The sequence below is a fragment of the Kocuria subflava genome (assembly GCF_012163155.1).
GTDB classification, from domain to species: Bacteria; Actinomycetota; Actinomycetes; order Actinomycetales; family Micrococcaceae; genus Kocuria; species Kocuria subflava.
Map to the genome: position 1 here is coordinate 14,022 of NZ_JAAVUN010000021.1, position 18,715 is coordinate 32,736.

Below are 18,715 nucleotides of genomic sequence, written 5' to 3' on the forward strand. Positions count from 1 at the left end.
TCAGGAACTCAATCCCACGGAAGCCAGCAGGTGGCCCACCTCGGTCTTGGAGAGGTCACGCACCACGCCCTGCTTCTGGTTGCCGATGCGGATGGGGCCCACCTGGGTGCGCACCAGGCGCTCCACCGGGTGACCCACGGCATCGAACAGGCGGCGCACAATGCGGTTGCGGCCCGAGTGCAGGACCACCTCCACCAGGATGTGCCCCGGCACGGAGTCCACCAGGCGGAACGAATCCACCTTGGCCATGCCGTCATCCAGCATGATCCCTTCCTTCATGCGGTCCCCGATGCCCTTCTCCATGGGGCCGCGGACCTGCACCAGGTAGGTCTTGGGCACCTCGTAGGAGGGGTGGGTGAGGCGGTTGGTGAGTTCGCCGTCGTTGGTCAGCAGCAGCAGACCCTCGGTTTCAATGTCCAACCGGCCCACGTGGAAGATCCGCTGCTGGTGGCGGTGCGGGATCAGGAAGTCAGAAATGCACTGCCGGCCTTCCTGGTCCCCCATGGTGGAGACCACGCCTTCGGGCTTGTTGAAGGCGTAGTAGACCAGCTTGTCATCCAGCTGGATGGGCAGGCCGTCCACGGTGATCTCCGCGGTCTTGGAGTCCACGCGCACGCCCAGCTCAGTGACCACTTCACCGTCAACGGTCACGCGGCCCTCAGTGATCATCTCCTCGCACACGCGCCGCGATGCCACACCGGCGTTGGCCAGTAGCTTCTGCAGACGCACGCCCTCCGAGTCGTGGACCACCAGACGGTCCACCGGCGGGTTCTTTGGACGACGACGACGGTGCGGCCCGTAGATTGCCACCTTGTCCGGCATCTTCCGGCCGTAGCGATCCGTGTTGGCGTAAGGGCGCTGGGCATCAGCCTTGGGCGGGGTGTTGCCCTTGGCACCGAGCTTGCCGGCACCGGCCCGGCCGGGGCGGGGCTTGCTGCCTGCGGCTGCCGGCTTGTTGGAACCGGAGTTGTTGGCACCAGGTTTGTTGCCTCCGGGCTTGCCGCCCTGGAAAGAGCCACCCTGTGCGGGGCGTCCCTGTGACGGTCGGCCTTGTGAAGGACGGCCGGGGCCTGACTGGCGGGGTCCACCCTTGCCCGAACTACCCTGGCTTGCGCCGCGGTTTCCACCCGGACGGCCGGATCCGCCCTTGGCGCCGCTGCGGGCCGGTCCGCGCCCGGATCCACCCGATGAGGGGCGTCCGCCGCGATTGTTGTTCTGTCTGTTCTCAGCCATGTCTCACTGTCCGTTTCAGGTCTGTGGTGGTTTGTCTGCACTACCCCGGATGGCTCATCTGGGTGGTGGGTGCGGCGTCGTAATGAGCGTGGTGCTGGTTTCAACAGCTTTTATGCCGACCGTCTGCGTCATGTATGGCGCGCCGCAAAGCCCCCAGTCTACCGGGCCACCGCCTGCCGACGACTGTCACCCCAGTCACACGGCACGGCTACCCCAACCCCGCCCACTTCCGTGAGATCACCACCTGATGCTGAGATCACCAGCAACGGGGTGTCATCTCAACAACAGCCGGTGATCTCACCCAGGTGCCACCACAACCCATCTAGTTTCCCCAGCAACTACTGCAACTTGTGGTCATCGAGGCTGGTCAACCCCGAAGGTGGGCGCAGAATGAGGTAGCGATGCGAACCACATCGCCATTAATCGCTGTAACGCAGGGGGAATCGTGAACAGCATCAGCATCAAGGCATCACGCCGAGTGGCATCGATCGGGGCGGCGGTTGCACTGCCCTTGAGCACGCTTCTGGCACAGGCACCCGCGGGCGCAGTCGAGCCAACGTCTTCCTACGACGCCCTGTGGAACGTGGCCTGGAACGACTGGGACCTGGATGGCGTGACCAACACCGACGAACTGGCACTGGGCACGGACCCGCGTCACCCGGACACGGATGGAGATGGCATCCCGGACGGCCATGAGCTGATCGGTGTTGGAACCAAACGTCAAGGAGCCCTCACGGGTTCCGGTCAGACAACGCCATTCGTCATCCCCACAGATCCTGTCTTGGCCGACACGGACGGGGACGGTCTGAGCGATTCGGAAGAAAACCGCGAGTACACGCGTCCCGACAATCCCGATACTGACAATGACGGACTCACTGACGCCCAGGAAGTCAACCAAAAACTCGGCAGGGGAGGAATGTTCAGAACCTGCGTGCTCAGCGCAGACACTGACTACGACGGCGTGACTGACGGTGACGAGGTCGCAGCCGGTACCGACCCCAATTTCAATGAAAGCGCCGAACCGTTCCCTGTCTACCGCATTGAAGACGTTGACGGTGACTGTGCGCCCGGTCGAGTTGAGTACAGCATGATCGGCAACAGCACCAATCCTCTGAACACGGACACCGATGGCGACGGCGTGGTGGATGCAGTGGAGATCTTCGGGTACGGAAACGCGGATTGGGCGGATTATCCCGCGAGCCAAACGCGTGGCAACTCGGCGGATTCTGATTCTGACGGACTGTCTGACGCGATTGAGATCGCCCAGGGTACGAATGCCAACAGCGCAGACACTGACGGCGACGGCTTCACGGATGCCCAGGAAGGCCTTTACATCGTGGATTGGATTGATTGGCTGCAAGAGCCCTTGGTGGTCCTGGTGGACCCGTTGAATCCTGACCAGAACATGAACGGCATCCCGGATGGCCAGGAGTTCTCAGTGGACGGCTTGACGCGAGCCTGAGCTGACCCTGGCCTTGCCTGGCCTTCAGGATCGACGACGGCGCGGGTGGTTGCGTCGTCGTCGATCCATCCACAGTGAGCCGTAAGCCGCCGGGATGAAAGCGGCGAAAACCAGCACGCGGCCCACATCCGATCCTGCCAACGTCATCCAGACGTAGACCGCCAGGACTGCCAGGGGAATCCACGGCGTGACCACCGGAAACGGCTTGCGCATGGACACCGTGATCAGGCTTCCCAGCCCCGCGATCAGCGGCGCCAGAAGGCTGCGCAAGGTCGTGTGCTCGCCGACCAGCAGATGACCAGCCACCGCGGCCATCACGATCACCACGCTTGCCACGGACACCTTGACCAACACCGGGTTGGCGCCAATTCGCTGCCTGACCGTGGCACCGGCGCCCACTCCCGCACCAGCGGTGGCCCAGCCTTGCTGCCGCAGACGAGCCAAGAGTGCGGGATCCCAGGGCTGAGGCCCAGCGGTCCCGGGCTGCGGAAACCCCGTGATCGGCGTGTCATCTGCACGCACCCACGTCAGCAGATCCGCCCACGCCTCTGGATAGATCGCTACGAACACCTGGTCCTCGGTGGTGTCAACCGCCCATCCAGGGACCCTGACTATGTGCTGACCCCTCCTGCTGGTCACCTCCATGGAGCGCAATTGGTCGCCGGCAATCTCCCGCGCGGCGGAGTCACTGCCACCGGATTCCGCATGCTCCACAACGGCAGCACACCCACCCTCCCGCAGCATCACCTCCAACAGCTGCGTCCGATTGGCGGCACCCATCCAGCCCATCAGCTCCAGAACACGTTGCTCGGCGGCCTGCCACCGCTGGGCGTCGCCCACCCCGGCCCGAACCAATCGATCGCTGAGTTCGCGATACAGCGTCAACGCAGCGGGTCCGGTGGGCACCTCCTGCGGAGGGTTTTCTTGCCGGTTACGGCGGACCTGCAGCGCCATGTCAGCGCGGGCCACATCAGCGGCGTCCACGGGAGTTTCCTGCTCCAGCCTCCGTAGGAAGGGGTCCACGTCACGACTTGCCGAAGTCTCCATGGCAGCCAACAGCACCTCACAGCGTGCAGGGTCCTGACGCCACGTGGCCTCCGGCAGCATGTGGGTCAGCAACCCGTGGGCCGGACCTCCCGTTCCACTGAGGGCTATGGCTGTGCAGGCGGCGTTCCATTCGTCGTCGTGAATGGGGCGAACACGGGCTCCTTGGGTCCTGTTGACCGTGTGGAATCGCATCATCAGTGTCTGAGTGGCGTGCGGTGGAGGCTGAGGAGTGAGGGTTGCTATCATCAGGCAGGTCATGGCCAGCAGCTCGATCCGTTCGGCCTGCGCTCTGTTCACACTGGTGGTCTGGGCGTAACGCTGGTAGATCCGGGCGCAGACATCGCCGTGGTCCGGGACGCGGGCCGCCATCATGGCCTCAGCCGCGCGCAACGCTGCATCCAGCTTCTGCCCCGAGTGCTTCAGAGAGGACGCCCAGGGCAGCAGATGCGTCTGAACGGTCAGGGGATCCATGCCGTTACGTTAGCAAACGCGTGACACCGCCCGTGAGATCACCACCTGATGCTGAGATCACCAGCAACGGGGTGTCATCTCAACATCGGGTGGTGATCTCACGGGGAGGGCAGGGAAGGGCTATCCCCTGAACTCCTCCAGCTCATCCACACCCGGCAGGTGCGGGGAAATCTGCGGCAGCTCCTCCAGGGAGTCCAATCCCAGCTTCTCCAAGAAATACGGCGTGGTGGCATACAGCAGCGCTCCGCTGATGGGGTCCCGGTCCACCTCCGCCAGCAGGCCACGAGCCACCAGGGTGCGCATCACCCCGTCCACGTTGACCCCACGGATCGCAGAAACCCGTGCTCGGCTCACCGGCTGCCGATAGGCCACCACCGCCAGGGTCTCCATGGCCGCCCGACTCAATCGCGAGGTCTGCCCTTCCAACACGAACGCCTGCACCACCGGGGCGAATTCAGCGCGTGAGTAGAACCGCCATCCGCCGCCCACCGTGCGCAGCTCAAAACCCCGGGGTACGACGCCGGAGCTCACCTGGCCCGCCCCGTCCTCACTGATCGCGGGGTCAGCAACGGAAGTGGTGTCGGCACTGAGTCCGTCGTATTCGGCGCGCAGGGAATCGAGCGCGGCGCGGACCTCGGCCACGGGTACGGCCAGGACTTTGGAGAGGTCGAATTCACTCACAGGCCGGTCGGCCACCATCAAGATGGCTTCCAGGGCAGCGGCCAGTCCACCGGGCAGGGTGTCCACGTCCACCGGAGCCTGGCGCTTTCCGGCGGCCTCGGGTTCATTGCTCACGCGGACACCTCCTGGGGCGTCACGGAAGCATCGGCTCCGTCGTCGTCGGGAAGAACCGGGCGGTCGTGTTCGTCGGACAACCGGTCCGCCGTCCAATCGGAGGCAGCAGTCCAGGTGACCCAGAGTTCGTCCAGGGGGTGCTCCTGGCGCAGGTCCACGGCCCGGTCGCGGAAGAGTTCCAGCAGGGCCAGGAAGCGGACCACCACCACCAGCACGGATTCGGCGTGGGCGATCAGGGACCGGAAACCGTGTTCGGCGCCGTCTTCCAGCAGCAGGCGCAGTTCCTCAGCCTCCTGCCGGACCGTCACCGCAAAGCCGTGCAGGTGATCCGTTCCCACCTCCGTGGGGGTCTCCGTCCGGGCTTCAAATGCCTTGCGTGCAATCTCCGCAAACTGCTCCGGCGTGGTACGCCACACCAACTCGGGCAGCAGGGAGGCGAACTCCGGATCCAACGGGACCGAACGGGCCTGGCGCGCAGATTCAATGCGCATGGACTCCCCCATGAGAGCCGCCACGTCCTTGAAGGCCTTGTACTGCAGCAACCGGGCGAACAACAGGTCCCGGGCCTCCAGCAGCGCAAGGTCCTCCTCATCGCTGACCTCTCCACGGGGCAGCAACCGGGCGGCCTTCAAATCCAGCAGGGTTGCAGCAATCACCAAGAACTCGGAGGCTGCATCCAGAGCAGCCGGTGAATTCTCCAGACGCAGAGCACGGACGTACTCAATGAACTCGTCAGTCACCTGCGCCAGGGACACCGTGGTGATGTCCAGCTCGTGCTTGCCGATCAAGCCCAACAAGACCTCGAACGGGCCGGCAAAGTTCTCCAGCTCCACCGCGAACCCGGAGGACAGACCCGGTGAGAGTTCACCGGCGTCCACCTCGGGCACCAGCGTGCTCATCAGGGAGCGCCCCCGCGGGAGATCAGTTCGCGGGCCAACTGGCGGTAGGCCTCCGCACCGGCATGGTTGGAGGCAAAGGACAAGATGGGTTCAGCGGCCACGGTGGCATCCGGGAACTTCACGGTGCGCTTGATGACGGTGTCGAACACCTTGTCCCCAAAGGCCTCCACAATACGATCCAGCACCTCACGCGAATGCAGGGTGCGGGAGTCGAACATGGTGGCCACCACGCCGTCGATGCTCAGCTTGGGGTTCAGGCGGTCCTGGACCTTCTCAATGGAGTCCACCAGCAGGGCCACGGCACGCAGGGCGAAGAATTCGCAGATCAGCGGGATGATCACGCCGTGGGAGGCCGTCAGTGCGTTGACGGTCAACAGACCCAGGGAGGGCTGGCAGTCAATCAGGATGACGTCGTAGTGCTCCTCCACCTTGCGCAAGGCAGAGGCCAGCACCTGCTCACGCGCCACCTCCGTGACCAGCTGCACTTCAGCGGCGGAGAGGTCAATGTTGGCCGGCATGAGGTCGATGTTCTCCACCTCGGTCTCCAGGATCACGTCCCAGGGATCCACGCCGCGTTCCATCATCACGTTGTAGATGGTCTGATCCAGCTCATGCGGGTTCACACCAAAACCAGCAGACAGCGCACCCTGGGGGTCAAAGTCCACCATGAGCACCTTGCGCCCACATTCGGCCAAGGCCGCACCCAAGTTGATGGTGGAGGTGGTTTTCCCCACGCCACCCTTCTGGTTCACCATCGCGATGATCCGCGCCGGCCCGTGAGACTCCAGCGGCGCAGGATCCGGGAAAGTCCTCAAGGGACGGCCGGTGGGGCCCACTTTGCCCGCGCTGGCATCGTCCAGTTCGGGAAACCGGGCCTCGCTCTTGCTGCTCACTTAAGGTCGTCTCCTCGGTTGATCGCGTCATCTTCAGGTGCGGGAAGTGGCTGGCGGTCAGCTCACACACTTCGGCCAAGACTACCGCCGGGGCACTTTTTTCGCAGAACCACCCACTCCGGCTGCCCCGGTGGATGCACGACGACGGACGGTGGGCCGCGCCGTCGTCTTGCATCCCACCCTCCCCCACAGGCGAGTAGGCCGTTTGATCGCTGCTGGCTGGGGCGATCAAACGGCCTACTCGGCGGAAAAGGTGGGGGGCCACCGTCCGATGCGGGAGTGGACGGTGGCCCGAATGAGTCCGGGGGTCACGTGCAGCGTGGGCAGGAGCAACGGAGCAAAACTCCCGCCCCACACTGCACGTGATCCTGTCAGAACGGCGGTTTAAGCCTTGACGGCCCGGCCGGGTTTTAGTTCTGCGGACGCAAGACGCTGGAGATGGCCTCCAGCACGGCCGGGTCCTCGATGGTCGAAGGCACCGGAGCTTCAACGCCGTCGGCGATCTGGCGCATGGTCTTGCGAAGGATCTTGCCGGAGCGGGTCTTGGGGAGTGCGTCCACCACAGCGATGTGCTTGAGGTCAGCCACCGCCCCGATCTGGTTACGCACCATGGCAACGAGTTCCTGGGTCACACGGTCCTCGTCAGTTTCGATACCGGCTTTGAGCACCACGTAACCGGAGGGTCGCTGTCCCTTGAGGTCATCAGCCACACCGATCACGGCGCACTCTGCCACCTTGGGGTGGGAGGAAAGCACCTGTTCCATGTGGCCGGTGGACAGACGGTGCCCGGAGACGTTGATGACGTCATCGGTGCGGCCCATCACGTAGACGTAACCGTCCTGATCCATCAGCCCGGAGTCCCCCGTGGCGTAATAGCCGTCAAAGGCGGTGAGGTAGGAGTCGATGAAGCGTTGGTCGTTGCCCCACAACGTGGCCAGCGTGCCTGGCGGCAGCGGGAGCTTCACGGCAATGTTGCCTTCCTCGCCGCGTGCCACGGGATCGCCCAGCGGGTCCAGGATCTCCACCTGGTAACCCGGGATGGGCACCGTGGGGGAACCGGACTTCAGTTCCAAGGCCTCCAGGCCCATGGGGTTACCGGCAATGGCCCACCCGGTTTCGGTCTGCCACCAGTGGTCAACCACGGGCACACCCAGCACCTGCCCGGCCCAGCTCCAGGTCTCCGGGTCCAGTCGCTCACCGGCAACGTAGAGGGCACGCAGGCTGGAGATGTCGTAGTCCTCGACCAGTTCACCCTCCGGGTCCTGACGACGGATGGCGCGCAGCGCGGTGGGTGCGGTGAAGAACGAACGCACCTTGTGATCCTGGATCAACCGCCAGAACGCACCGGCATCCGGGGTCCCCACGGGCTTGCCTTCATAGATCACCGTGGTGGCACCGGCAATCAGCGGCCCGTAGACGATGTAGGAGTGGCCCACCACCCACCCGACGTCGGAGGCGGTGGCCATGACCTCGCCCGGGGCCACGTTGTAGATGTTCTCCATGGACCACGCCAGAGCTGTGGCGTGGCCACCGTTGTCCCGGACCACACCCTTGGGGGTGCCGGTGGTGCCAGAGGTGTAGAGCACGTACAGGGGGTCAGTGGCAGCCACCGGAACACAGTCGGCGGGATCGCTGTCAGCCACCGCCTCCGCCCAGGACTTCCAGTTCACCCCCATGCTGCCCTGCTCAGCTGCTGCCTGCATTTCAGCAACGGTGTGCTCAAAACCGTCACGCTCGTGCACCAGGACCGTGCCCGGAGTGTGGCCGGCCATCCCAATTGCGTCAGCCACTGCGGGCAGGTACTCAATGCGCCGCTTGGGCTCCACACCACCGGAAGCCGTCACGACGACGGTCGGTTGGCAATCATCAATGCGCACCGCCAACTCCTTGGGTGCAAATCCGCCGAACACCACCGAGTGGACGGCACCCAAGCGGGCGATGGCCAGCATGGCAATGGCGGCCTGCGGGATCATGGGCAGGTAGATCAGCACACGATCCCCCTTGCCCACACCAGCGGCTGCCAGGGCCCCGGCGAACCCGGCAACCTGCTCCTGCAGCTGCGCATAGGTGATGCTCTCTTGCAGCCCCAGCACGGCGGAGTCGTAAATGATGGCCGTGCGGTCCCCGTTGCCGGCCTCCACATGACGGTCCACCGCGTTGTAGCAGGTGTTCAGCACGCCGTCCGGGAACCAGCGGTAGACGGGTGCCCTGGAGTCATCCAGGGCACGAGTGGGCTTGGTCTCCCAGTCGATGCGCTCGGTGGCCTCCAGCCAGAAGCCTTCCGGATCCTCCACGCTGCGGGTGAATGCCGCGCCGTAGGTGCCGTTGCCCGGCAGGGAGGCGGTGCCCGAGGACTGGTTGGAGTGGTCGTCATGGTGGCTCATGGCGGATCCTTTCGCGCTTCATGCGGGCGGTGGGCCCGTTGGGAGTCGTTGGCGGATGGCGTCAGCCAACAGTTGTCTCGCTCACCGGTCACAGTAGTGATCTCAGTCACCCAACGCCAGAGCTGTGTATACATTTTCCGAAGTTTTTCTGCCTTTTTATCGGTTGTTGCTGCGCAAGCAGCCATCTGTGTATACATTTGGGGCACGTCCCGAATGAGAGGAGGATCACTGTGCGAGCCAGCCAGCGTGTGTACGAACAACTGCGGGCCGAGATCATCGACGGTGACCTCCCTCCCGGCCAGGTCCTGGCGGAAGTGGAGCAGTCCCAACGGTTCGGCATCTCCCGCACCCCGGTCCGTGAGGCCATCGGCCGGCTTGCCGCAGAAGGATTGGCAGAGCAGCAAGGTGGCCGCGGTGTGGTGGTCTCGGAAGTCACCGTGGATGACATCACTCCCCTGTTCGAGGTCCGCGAGGCCCTGGACATCCAAGCCGCCCGCCTGGCCGCGCTGCGCGGCAACCCGGCTGAGTTCACGGCATTGGCCGATCAGCTGGAGTCGGTGGCAAAAGACTTTGACACCGGACCGGTCCATCACGACTCCTCGGCGGCCTACTACGACCTGGTGGAGCAGATGGACCGTGCCATCGATTCCGCTGCCGCCAACCCCTGGTTGGATGCCGCCTCCTCCACGGTGCGCATGCAGCTGGCCCGTGTTCGCCGCCTGGCCGCCCACGATCCCTCCCGTTTGGCAGCCGCCGCACGGGAACACGCTCAGATCGCCCGCGCCGTCTCCACGGGCTCAGCCCAGTTGGCAGAAGCCGCCGTCCGGTTGCACCTGAGCAATGCCCTGAAATCCGCTTTGGCCAAGGCCCCGCCACATCCCCCTGCGCCAGAACAAGCAGATGCGGATCAGGTGGCCGCGGCGTCGTCGTCGTGACTGAAGCACCCCAGACCCGAAGTACATGAGAGGAAACCCCATGACCGTCAATCACTCCGTGCGTGTTCACCCGTCCTCGGACAACCTGGCCAAGGAAGACCAGCTGGCGTGGAAGGTGGCTGAGGTTGCCGCCGACCCCGTTGAGGTCAGCTCCGAGGTCACCGAGATGGTCATCAACCGCGTGCTGGACAACGCCTCCGTGGCCATCGCCTCCCTGAACCGCGGGCCGATCATCTCCGCCCGCGACCAGGCCCTGGCCCACCAGCCGGGCCCCGGTGGAACCGGCGCCGGAGTGTTCGGTGTGGATGCCGCCCAGACCAAGGTCTCCCCCGAGTGGGCTGCCTGGGCCAACGGCGTGGCCGTGCGCGAACTGGACTACCACGACACCTTCCTGGCCGCCGAGTACTCCCACCCCGGTGACAACATTCCGCCCATCCTGGCCGTGGCCCAGCACGTGGGCTCCAACGGCCGGGACCTGGTGCGCGGTCTGGCCACCGGGTATGAAATCCAGGTGGACCTGGTCAAGGCCATCTGCCTGCACAAGCACAAGATTGACCACGTGGCCCACCTGGGTCCCTCTGCCGCAGCCGGAATCGGTACGCTGCTCGGCCTGGACACCACCACGATCTTCCACGCGATCGGTCAGGCGCTGCACACCACCACCGCCACCCGCCAGTCCCGCAAGGGTGAGATCTCCACGTGGAAGGCCCACGCCCCGGCGTTCGCCGGCAAGATGGCAGTGGAGGCCGTGGACCGTGCCATGCGCGGGCAGACCTCCCCCACCCCCATCTGGGAGGGTGAGGACGGCGTGATCGCATGGCTGCTGGATGGCAAGGATGCTGCATACGAGGTCCCGCTGCCCGCCCCCGGTGAGACCAAGCGCGCCATCCTGGACTCTTACACCAAGGAGCACTCCGCCGAGTACCAGGCTCAGGCCTGGATCGATCTGGCCCGCAAGCTGCACGCCGAGCACCCGGAGATCGCGGATCCGTCCAACGTGGAGCGCATTGTGCTGCACACCTCCCACCACACCCACTACGTGATCGGCTCCGGGGCCAACGATCCCCAGAAGTACGACCCCAAGGCCACCCGCGAGACCCTGGATCACTCGATCCCCTACATCTTCACGGTGGCTCTGCAGGACGGTTCCTGGCACCACGTGGACTCCTACGCACCCGAACGTGCCGGCCGGGCGGACACCGTGGAGCTGTGGCACAAGATCACCACGGAAGAGGATGCCGAGTGGACCCGCCGGTACCACTCCCTGGACATCTCCGAGAAGGCCTTTGGTGGCCGCGCGGAGATCGTGCTCAAGGACGGCACCAGCATCGTGGACCAGATCGCCGTGGCCGACGCCCACCCGCTGGGTGCCCGCCCGTTCGCCCGCGAGCAGTACCTGACCAAGCTGCGCACCCTGGCCGAGGGTCTGGTGGCCGACACCGAGCTCGAGCGCTTCATCCAGGCTGCCGAGTCTCTGCCGGAGCTGGGCGCCGGTGACCTGGACGCGTTGAACATCACCGCTTCCGTGAAGTTGGAATCCGGAACCAAGGGGATTTTCTGATGTTGTATTCACACGTCACCGCTGAAGCCAAGCGGGTGAAGTTCCGCGAACTGCTGGCAGAAGACCGCTGCGTCCAGTTCCCTGGCACCTTCACTCCTCTGGCCACCAAGGTCATCCAGGACAAGGGGTTCGACGGCGTCTACATCTCCGGCGGCGTGCTGGCCAACGAGTTGGGTCTTCCCGACGTCGGGTTGACCACGCTGACGGAAGTGGCCCAGCGCGGTGCGCAGATCGCTCGCTCCACGGACCTGCCCACGTTGATTGATGCTGACACCGGCTTCGGTGAGCCCATGAATGTGGCGCGAACCATCCAGGAGTTGGAGAACGCCGGGGTCTCCGGATGCCACATCGAGGACCAGTTCAATCCCAAGCGCTGCGGTCACCTGGACGGCAAGTCCGTGGTGGATCTGGAGATCGCCGTCAAGCGCATCCAGGCTGCTGCCCAGGCACGCCGTGATCCCAACTTTGTGATCATGGCCCGCACGGACATCCGCGCCATTGAGCCCCTGGAGGTCGCCATCGAGCGGGCTCAGGCCTTGGTGCAAGCCGGAGCGGACGTGATTTTCCCGGAGGCGCTGAAGGACATTGACGAGTTCGAGGCCGTTGCCTCGGCCGTCTCCGTTCCGGTGCTGGCCAACATGACCGAGTTCGGCAAGTCCGAGTTGTTCACCGTGGAGCAGTTGCACAACGCAGGGGTCTCCATGGTGATCTACCCGGTTTCGGCTCAGAGGGCGGCCATGGGCGCCGTCGAACGTCTTTTGGACACCATCAAGGCCGATGGCACCCAGCAAGCCGCAGTGTCCGAGATGCAAACCCGCACCCGCCTGTATCAGACCGTTGACTACGACGGTTACAGCGCATTCGACAGCAACGTCTTCAACTTCGAGGTTCCCGGAGGGCGATCATGAGCCAGAACACTGAGATCAAGAAGGGCCTGGCCGGTGTGGTGGCCGATGTCACCGCGGTGTCCAAGGTCAACCCGGAGTCCAACTCCCTGTTGTATCGCGGCTACCCGGTGCAGGAGTTGGCGGCCAACTGCTCGTTCGAACAGGTGGCTCTGCTGCTGTGGAACGGCGAGCTTCCCTCGGATGAGGAGCTGGCGGAGTTCACCACCTTTGAGCGTGCCAACCGCGCATCGACGCCCGAGCTCAAGGCCGTGATCGATGCCCTGCCCAAGGACTGTCACCCCATGGACGTGTGCCGTACCGCCGCCTCGGTCCTGGGTGCACAGCACCCCAAGGCGGAGGACGAGTCCCCGGAAGCCGAGCTGGAGAAGGCCAAGTCCCTGTTCGCCGCCATGCCCGCCGTGGTCTGCTATGACCAACGACGCCGCCACGGCCAGGAGCCCATCGAGCCCCGCGAGGACTTGGACTACTCGGCCAACTTCCTGTGGATGGCATTCGGTGAGGAAGCCGCGCCGGAGGTGGTGGAGGCCTTCAACGTCTCCATGATTCTCTACGCTGAGCACTCCTTCAACGCCTCCACCTTCACGGCCCGCGTGGTGACCTCCACGTTGTCCGACCTCCACTCGGCCGTGACCGCTGCCATCGGTGCCCTCAAGGGACCGCTGCACGGTGGCGCCAACGAGGCCGTCATGCACACGTTCGAGGAACTGGGCATCAAGAAGGAAGAGTCCGCCGAGGAGGCCGAGGCCCGCGCCAAGGCCTGGATGGACGACGCCTTGGCCCAGAAGAAGAAGGTCATGGGCTTTGGCCACCGCGTTTACAAGAACGGCGACTCCCGGGTGCCCACCATGCAGGACGCCCTGTTCCGCATGCTCGAGCACTACGACCGCCCCGAGCTGCTTGGCCTCTACAACGGGTTGGCCAAGTCCATGGATGAGGCCAAGAGCATCAAACCCAACCTGGACTACCCCGCCGGCCCCACCTACTGGCTCATGGGATTCGACATCCCCACGTTCACCCCGATCTTTGTGTGCGCCCGCATCACCGGCTGGACCGCGCACATCATCGAACAGCGTGCGGCGAACTCCCTGATCCGCCCGCTCTCAGCCTACAACGGCTCCGACGAGCGCCACATGGGCTGAGTCCAGCCCCTCACCCGGGTTGACCGACGACTGCGGGGCCGCCCTCCTTGAACTGCTTCGCTTGACGTTCGAGGGAGGGCGGCACCGTCGTCATCCGGGATGGTTCCCGTGTTTGTCAGGGAAATGACCATCTGCGGACGCTGGTAGCGGTTGTTTCCCTGTCAAACGCGCGGGAGGAACGGCTCGAGCCACTGGTACAGGCTGTGCACGCGGGTGGGTAGCTTGAGGTCGTTGAGCAGCACGTTGCGCATCTGCCAGCCATCCTCACCCAGCTGGTTGAACCGGTGCATCTCCTCCGAGTACCCGGCGTTGAGGTAGTGCCCACGCCCGTTGTACTCCAACCCCACTTTGTACGTGGGCCACGCCAGATCGATGTACGCCTTGGACCCGTCAGGCAACATCACGCCGTAGTTCATGACCGGCGGCGGGAATCCGAAGTGGACCACCAGCAGCCGAAGCACCGTCTCCATGGGCGACCACGTCCGGTCCGCAGCGTGCTTGAGGCTCCGGCGCATGGCCGGGGTTCCTCGAGTCCCTGCCGGTAAGTCATCAAGGTGAGTTTCCAGCTCGGCGACCGTCATGGGCCGCCGAAGATCCATGGCATCCCCGTATGCCAGCAGAAAGTCCACCGCAGCCACCCCGCGCCATCCGGGAAGCAACGGCTGCAGAGCCAGCAGGGTCTCCACAGCCGACGTCACCTGCGCGCCCCACAATCCAGTCACGTCCTCCAGCCCCAGACCACGGTGCATCACGTGGCCAAGAGCCGTCTGACTGGGGCGTCCCGATCGCAGGGACAGGTGCGGCCGGAGGTCCTGACGGGGCAATCGGATCGGCTCACCCAGGAGATCATGAACCCATGCCATCCCCGGTGACAAAGGGAAACCCCACAGGACCCCCGCGCTCAGGTGTGACACCCGAGCATCAGGCCCCAACTCCGGTTGCAGCAACGCGGCTTTCTCCCAATGTTCCAACTCGAGAGCAAGGTTGGCGTCCGGCCACCTGGCCCAGTACCCGTGGGCGATCTGACGCATGCAGGGGTCAGCGTCCATGGAGCGTGGGCGACGCCCCCAGTCACCTTTGGACCGCACTTCCGGCCGGTGACTGCGTGCTCGGGTCCTGGGCGGTGGCTTCATGCTTTCGAACCTAAGCGCCCGCGCACCCTGGATTTGAGTTGTCCACAGGGTTATTTCCTGACGGTGGTGATTCGCTCACCTCGACGGCGGTGGGCGCCTCCCTTGAACTGCTTCGCTCGACGTTCTACGGGAGGCGCCCACCGCCGTCGTCCGGGATGCTTCGTGTGCTTGTCAGGGAAATAACCACCTGTGGACGCCGGGAACGGTTGTTTCCCTGTCAAACGCGGATGCCGCCCGACCGCCGACTCAGCGAGCACGCGGGTGGGCGGTGGTCCAGACCTCGCGCAGGGAGTCAGCGGTGACCAACGTGTAGACCTGGGTGGTGGTCACCGACGCGTGCCCCAGCAGCTCTTGAACCACACGTAGGTCGGCACCGCCCTCCAACAGGTGGGTGGCAAACGAGTGTCGCAGCGTGTGCGGGGTGACCTCCACACCGTCCTTGGTCAGCCCGGAGCGCTCGGCGGCGGCCTTGATGGTGTTCCACGCGGTCTGGCGGCTGATCCGACCACCGCGTGCGTTCAGGAACACGGCCGGTGACGCCTTGCCTTTGGCCGAGAATTCGGGACGCCCCCGCACCAGCCAGGCATCCAGAGCAGCCACGGCGGGACGCCCCAAGGGGACCAGCCGCTGCTTGGATCCTTTGCCGAACAGGCGGATGAACGGCAACTCTCCCGATTCACCGGCCTGGGATCCGGAGGCCGCGCGGACCGCCGCGGAGAGATCATCCACATCCAACCCGATCGCCTCAGAGACACGGGCACCCGTGGAATACATGATCTCCAGCAGGGCCCGCTCCCGCAGCCCCGCAGCAGTGGACGGATCCGGTGCCTCCAGCAGCCGCGTCACGGCCTCCACCGAAATCGCCTTGGGCAACCGCATCCCGGGGGTGGGCGGAGGAACTTGGGCTGCGGGGTCGGTGGTCGTGATGGTTTCCAGAGCCCAGAACCGGTGGGCTCCTCGGACAGCGACGACGACGCGCGCCGCACTCCTTGCACTCAACCCTGCTCCGGGCGTATCACCGTCCACCGGACGCTGCACAAACCGTACGAAGGCGGACACATGCGCCGGAGTGACCATCTCTGGTGAGTCCACGGTGGGAGCGTGGGGCGGATCCGCCACGGCACGCAGGAACTCCACGTACCGAGTCAGGTCCCGCCGATAAGCCACCAGGGTGTTGGCGGCAAGGCCTCGCTCTACCACAAGATGCTGCAGGTAGCGCTCAACTGCACGGTCCAGTGGACCCGGGGCTGCCCCACCGGCGGCCCCGGAAGGTGGCGCAGCGGAGTCAGGACCTGTGCGGTCAGTACCTGTTGGGTCAGGACTTCTGGAGTCTCGACCTGAGGGGTCAGGACTTGTGGGGCCGACCTGCGACACGGCGCTCAGCGCTGGTCCGGCGGGACAATGGACCGTGCCACCACTGCGCCGGTGTTGCGCAGCTCGGGATGCGCCGGCCACGGTACGGACGGATCGCGCAAGGTGGACCATCCGGCCGCCCGGGCGGCGTGTGCAGCCAGCACCCCCACCACCAGGTTGGGGCTGCTGATGCGGCCATCCAGGACAGCTGCCACCACGTCGTCCAAGGCAACGCGCGCCCCGATGATCTCGGATTCTTCATCCGAACGATCGTGGCGCTTGTCCTCCGGGACCTCGGTCAGTCCGCGGGCCAGGAAAACCCGGATGGCCTCGGCCGAGGATCCTGGACTGTTGTGGAAGTCCGCCAGAACCCACAGCTCAGCCGCTTCCAGGTCGGCTTCTTCCGCCAGTTCCCGCCGTGCGGTGACCTCCGGGCGTTCGCCTTCCATGTCCAAGATCCCTGCCGGGATCTCCCACTGGGTCATCCCCACGGGGTGGCGGTACTGACGAATCAGATGGACACAGTCCTGATCATCCAAGGCCACCACGGTCACGGCCCCCGGATGCGTGATGAAGTCACGGGTCATCCGGGGCCCGCCGTCGCTGAGTTCAAACTCCTCTGACTGAACGTCCCAGATCCGCCCTGTGTAGACGATTTCCGAGCTCAGCACGTGCCGCGGGTCAACGGCATCGGCCAGATCGGCAGAACTCAGTTGCGTGAAGTCCATGGTTCAGTCCTGAGCGGGATCCTGGGTGCGGGCGGCCTGACGGTACAGGGCGGCGCTGACCAGCCCGCGGAACAGCGGGTGGGAACGCGTGGGCCGGGACAGGTACTCCGGGTGCGCCTGGGTGGAGACGTAGTACGGGTGGACCTCAGCAGGCAGCTCCACGAACTCCACCAGGTTGCCATCCGGCGAGGTGCCGCCGAACACCAGGCCGGCTTCCTCCAGCTGCTGCCGGTAGGAGTTGTTGACCTCGTAACGGTGACGGTGACGTTCCTGGACCTCGGTGGCACCGTAGGCACCAGCCACCACGGAGCCCTCCTTGAGTGCTGCCGGGTAGAGGCCCAACCGCATGGTGCCGCCCAGATCCCCAGCACCTTCCACAAAGGCCTTTTGCTCTTCCATGGTGGCGATCACCGGGGTGGAGGTTTCGGGATCGAACTCGGTGGACGAGGCCTCCGGTAGACCTGCCATGTTGCGGGCGTATTCCATGACCATGCACTGCAATCCCAAGCACAGACCCAGTGTGGGCAGGCCCGTGGTCCGGGCAAACTTCAGGGCACCCAGCTTGCCTTCCAGACCACGGATGCCGAAACCACCGGGCACACAGATGGCGTCCACGTCCCCGAGTTCGCGGGCCGCACCTTCCGGGGTCTCGCACAGATCAGAGGCCACCCACTTGATCTTCACCCGGGTGTTGTTGTCAAAACCACCGGCACGCAGAGCCTCGGAAACGGACAGGTAAGCATCCGGGAGATCGATGTACTTGCCCACCAGGCCAACCGTCACGTGGTGTGCAGGCTCGTGCACGGCGGAGAGCAGACGATCCCACTGCTGGAAATCCGCCTCCCCGTAACCAATGCCGAACCAGTCCAGGATGTAGGAGTCCAGGTTCTGGGAGTGCAGGGTCTTGGGGATGTTGTAGATCGAGGGAGCATCGGCACAGGAGATCACTGCGTCCACATCGACGTCGCAGGAGTCACCCACCTTCTTGCGCATGCCTTCCGGGACTTCCCGGTCACAACGCAGCACCAGGGCATCCGGCTGGATGCCCAGGTTGCGCAGGGCAGCCACCGAGTGCTGGGTGGGCTTGGTTTTGAGTTCACCGGACGGGCCGATGAACGGGATCAGGGAGACGTGCAGGTAGAACACGTTCTTGCGCCCGATGTCCCGGCGGACCTGCCGGGCGGCCTCGATGAACGGCTGGGATTCGATGTCACCCACGGTGCCACCGATCTCCGTGATGATGATGTCCGGGGCCTCTTCACCTTCCGGCGGGTGGTCGGCGTGCCAGCGCATCCGGGCCTTGAGCTCATCCGTGATGTGCGGTATCACCTGAACGGTCTGGCCCAGGTACTCGCCATGGCGTTCCTTGGCGATCACCGTGGAGTACACCTGTCCGGTGGTCACGTTGGAGGAGGCATCCAGGTTTTCGTCCAGGAACCGTTCGTAGTGCCCAATGTCCAGGTCGGTCTCGGCGCCGTCGTCGGTGACAAAAACTTCACCGTGCTGGAAGGGGTTCATAGTGCCGGGATCCACGTTGAGGTAGGGATCCAACTTCTGCATGGTGACCTTCAGGCCACGGGCCTTGAGGATCATGCCGAGTGAGGATGCCGTCAGTCCCTTGCCCAGGGACGAGGCAACACCTCCCGTGACAAAGATCTGGCGGGTGACCTTTGCGGGGGCTGAGGTCTCGGTCTGCGTCTGGCCTGCCGTCGAGGCGGCGTCGTTTGCGTTCACCACGGAATTCGAGCCTATCACTGGAGGGGTTCGGACATGA

At 64.8% G+C, this 18,715-nt stretch carries 15 protein-coding genes; 5 read left to right on the forward strand and 10 right to left on the reverse strand.

Going from position 1 to position 18,715, the window contains the following annotated elements; genetic code table 11:
* Nucleotides 1-1,233, reverse strand: coding sequence for a pseudouridine synthase (locus tag GTW58_RS10295; protein WP_119933379.1), 1,233 nt, complete (start codon nucleotides 1,231-1,233; stop codon nucleotides 1-3).
* 445 nt (nucleotides 1,234-1,678) lie between these two features.
* Here GTW58_RS10295 and GTW58_RS10300 point away from each other — a divergent pair, with 445 nt between their 5' ends.
* Entirely contained in the window at nucleotides 1,679-2,695 is a 1,017-nt protein-coding gene (locus tag GTW58_RS10300; protein ID WP_119933380.1) for a hypothetical protein, read from the forward strand.
* A gap of 24 nt (nucleotides 2,696-2,719) precedes the next feature.
* Here GTW58_RS10300 and GTW58_RS10305 read toward each other — a convergent pair whose 3' ends face one another.
* The 5 genes from GTW58_RS10305 to GTW58_RS10325 all read right to left on the reverse strand — a co-directional run bounded on the left by GTW58_RS10305 (nucleotide 2,720) and on the right by GTW58_RS10325 (nucleotide 9,184).
* Nucleotides 2,720-4,213 carry a hypothetical protein gene (locus tag GTW58_RS10305; protein WP_119933381.1) on the reverse strand — a complete coding sequence of 498 codons (1,494 nt, stop codon included), beginning with the start codon at nucleotides 4,211-4,213 and terminating at the stop codon, nucleotides 2,720-2,722.
* A 120-nt stretch (nucleotides 4,214-4,333) separates the two neighbouring features.
* A complete protein-coding gene (gene scpB / locus GTW58_RS10310; RefSeq protein ID WP_232818090.1) occupies nucleotides 4,334-5,008 on the reverse strand; it encodes an SMC-Scp complex subunit ScpB in 675 nt (224 codons plus the stop codon).
* Nucleotides 5,005-5,907: a segregation and condensation protein A gene (locus GTW58_RS10315; RefSeq protein WP_119933383.1), complete on the reverse strand. Its 903-nt coding sequence runs from the start codon at nucleotides 5,905-5,907 to the stop codon at nucleotides 5,005-5,007. Before GTW58_RS10315 ends, scpB begins: the two co-directional genes overlap by 4 nt.
* Nucleotides 5,907-6,800, reverse strand: coding sequence for a ParA family protein (locus GTW58_RS10320; RefSeq protein ID WP_047692076.1), 894 nt, complete (start codon nucleotides 6,798-6,800; stop codon nucleotides 5,907-5,909). Before GTW58_RS10320 ends, GTW58_RS10315 begins: the two co-directional genes overlap by 1 nt.
* Before the next feature lie 410 nt (nucleotides 6,801-7,210).
* Complete coding sequence (locus GTW58_RS10325; protein ID WP_119933384.1) at nucleotides 7,211-9,184, reverse strand: AMP-binding protein; 1,974 nt, start codon at nucleotides 9,182-9,184, stop codon at nucleotides 7,211-7,213.
* 230 nt (nucleotides 9,185-9,414) lie between these two features.
* Between GTW58_RS10325 and GTW58_RS10330 the strand changes: the two genes are divergently transcribed.
* Genes GTW58_RS10330 through GTW58_RS10345 form a run of 4 tightly spaced genes read left to right on the forward strand, consistent with a single transcriptional unit; the run spans nucleotide 9,415 to nucleotide 13,727 of the window.
* Nucleotides 9,415-10,119, forward strand: a complete 705-nt coding sequence (locus GTW58_RS10330) for a GntR family transcriptional regulator (RefSeq protein ID WP_119933385.1) — start codon at nucleotides 9,415-9,417, stop codon at nucleotides 10,117-10,119.
* A 40-nt stretch (nucleotides 10,120-10,159) separates the two neighbouring features.
* Entirely contained in the window at nucleotides 10,160-11,680 is a 1,521-nt protein-coding gene (locus GTW58_RS10335) for an MmgE/PrpD family protein (protein ID WP_047689386.1), read from the forward strand.
* On the forward strand, nucleotides 11,680-12,588 hold the full coding sequence (gene prpB / locus GTW58_RS10340) for a methylisocitrate lyase (RefSeq protein WP_119933386.1): 909 nt from the start codon (nucleotides 11,680-11,682) through the stop codon (nucleotides 12,586-12,588). The genes GTW58_RS10335 and prpB overlap by 1 nt, the downstream gene beginning before the upstream one ends.
* Complete coding sequence (locus GTW58_RS10345; RefSeq protein ID WP_119933387.1) at nucleotides 12,585-13,727, forward strand: bifunctional 2-methylcitrate synthase/citrate synthase; 1,143 nt, start codon at nucleotides 12,585-12,587, stop codon at nucleotides 13,725-13,727. The genes prpB and GTW58_RS10345 overlap by 4 nt, the downstream gene beginning before the upstream one ends.
* A gap of 161 nt (nucleotides 13,728-13,888) precedes the next feature.
* On the opposite strand, the gene GTW58_RS10350 is transcribed toward GTW58_RS10345, so the two are convergent.
* From GTW58_RS10350 to GTW58_RS10365, 4 genes are all read right to left on the reverse strand, one after another.
* A complete protein-coding gene (locus tag GTW58_RS10350; RefSeq protein ID WP_119933388.1) occupies nucleotides 13,889-14,776 on the reverse strand; it encodes a hypothetical protein in 888 nt (295 codons plus the stop codon).
* A gap of 330 nt (nucleotides 14,777-15,106) precedes the next feature.
* The gene (locus tag GTW58_RS10355; RefSeq protein WP_047689411.1) at nucleotides 15,107-16,096 is read right to left on the reverse strand and encodes a site-specific tyrosine recombinase XerD; all 990 of its coding nucleotides are present in this window, start codon (nucleotides 16,094-16,096) and stop codon (nucleotides 15,107-15,109) included.
* A 143-nt stretch (nucleotides 16,097-16,239) separates the two neighbouring features.
* The gene (locus GTW58_RS10360; RefSeq protein WP_047689394.1) at nucleotides 16,240-16,941 is read right to left on the reverse strand and encodes an NUDIX domain-containing protein; all 702 of its coding nucleotides are present in this window, start codon (nucleotides 16,939-16,941) and stop codon (nucleotides 16,240-16,242) included.
* A 3-nt stretch (nucleotides 16,942-16,944) separates the two neighbouring features.
* Nucleotides 16,945-18,696 (reverse strand): CTP synthase, encoded by a 1,752-nt coding sequence (locus GTW58_RS10365; protein WP_189587281.1) that lies wholly within the window; start codon nucleotides 18,694-18,696, stop codon nucleotides 16,945-16,947.
* Nucleotides 18,697-18,715: the final 19 nt, after the last annotated feature.

Coding starts and splice junctions, on each gene's coding strand:
- GTW58_RS10295 (WP_119933379.1), bottom strand. CDS start 1,233: ATGGCTGAGAACAGACAGAACAACAATCGCGGCGGACGCCCCTCATCG.
- GTW58_RS10360 (WP_047689394.1), bottom strand. CDS start 16,941: ATGGACTTCACGCAACTGAGTTCTGCCGATCTGGCCGATGCCGTTGAC.
- GTW58_RS10345 (WP_119933387.1), top strand. CDS start 12,585: ATGAGCCAGAACACTGAGATCAAGAAGGGCCTGGCCGGTGTGGTGGCC.
- GTW58_RS10350 (WP_119933388.1), bottom strand. CDS start 14,776: ATGGACGCTGACCCCTGCATGCGTCAGATCGCCCACGGGTACTGGGCC.
- GTW58_RS10315 (WP_119933383.1), bottom strand. CDS start 5,907: ATGAGCACGCTGGTGCCCGAGGTGGACGCCGGTGAACTCTCACCGGGT.
- GTW58_RS10305 (WP_119933381.1), bottom strand. CDS start 4,213: ATGGATCCCCTGACCGTTCAGACGCATCTGCTGCCCTGGGCGTCCTCT.
- GTW58_RS10335 (WP_047689386.1), top strand. CDS start 10,160: ATGACCGTCAATCACTCCGTGCGTGTTCACCCGTCCTCGGACAACCTG.
- prpB (WP_119933386.1), top strand. CDS start 11,680: ATGTTGTATTCACACGTCACCGCTGAAGCCAAGCGGGTGAAGTTCCGC.
- GTW58_RS10325 (WP_119933384.1), bottom strand. CDS start 9,184: ATGAGCCACCATGACGACCACTCCAACCAGTCCTCGGGCACCGCCTCC.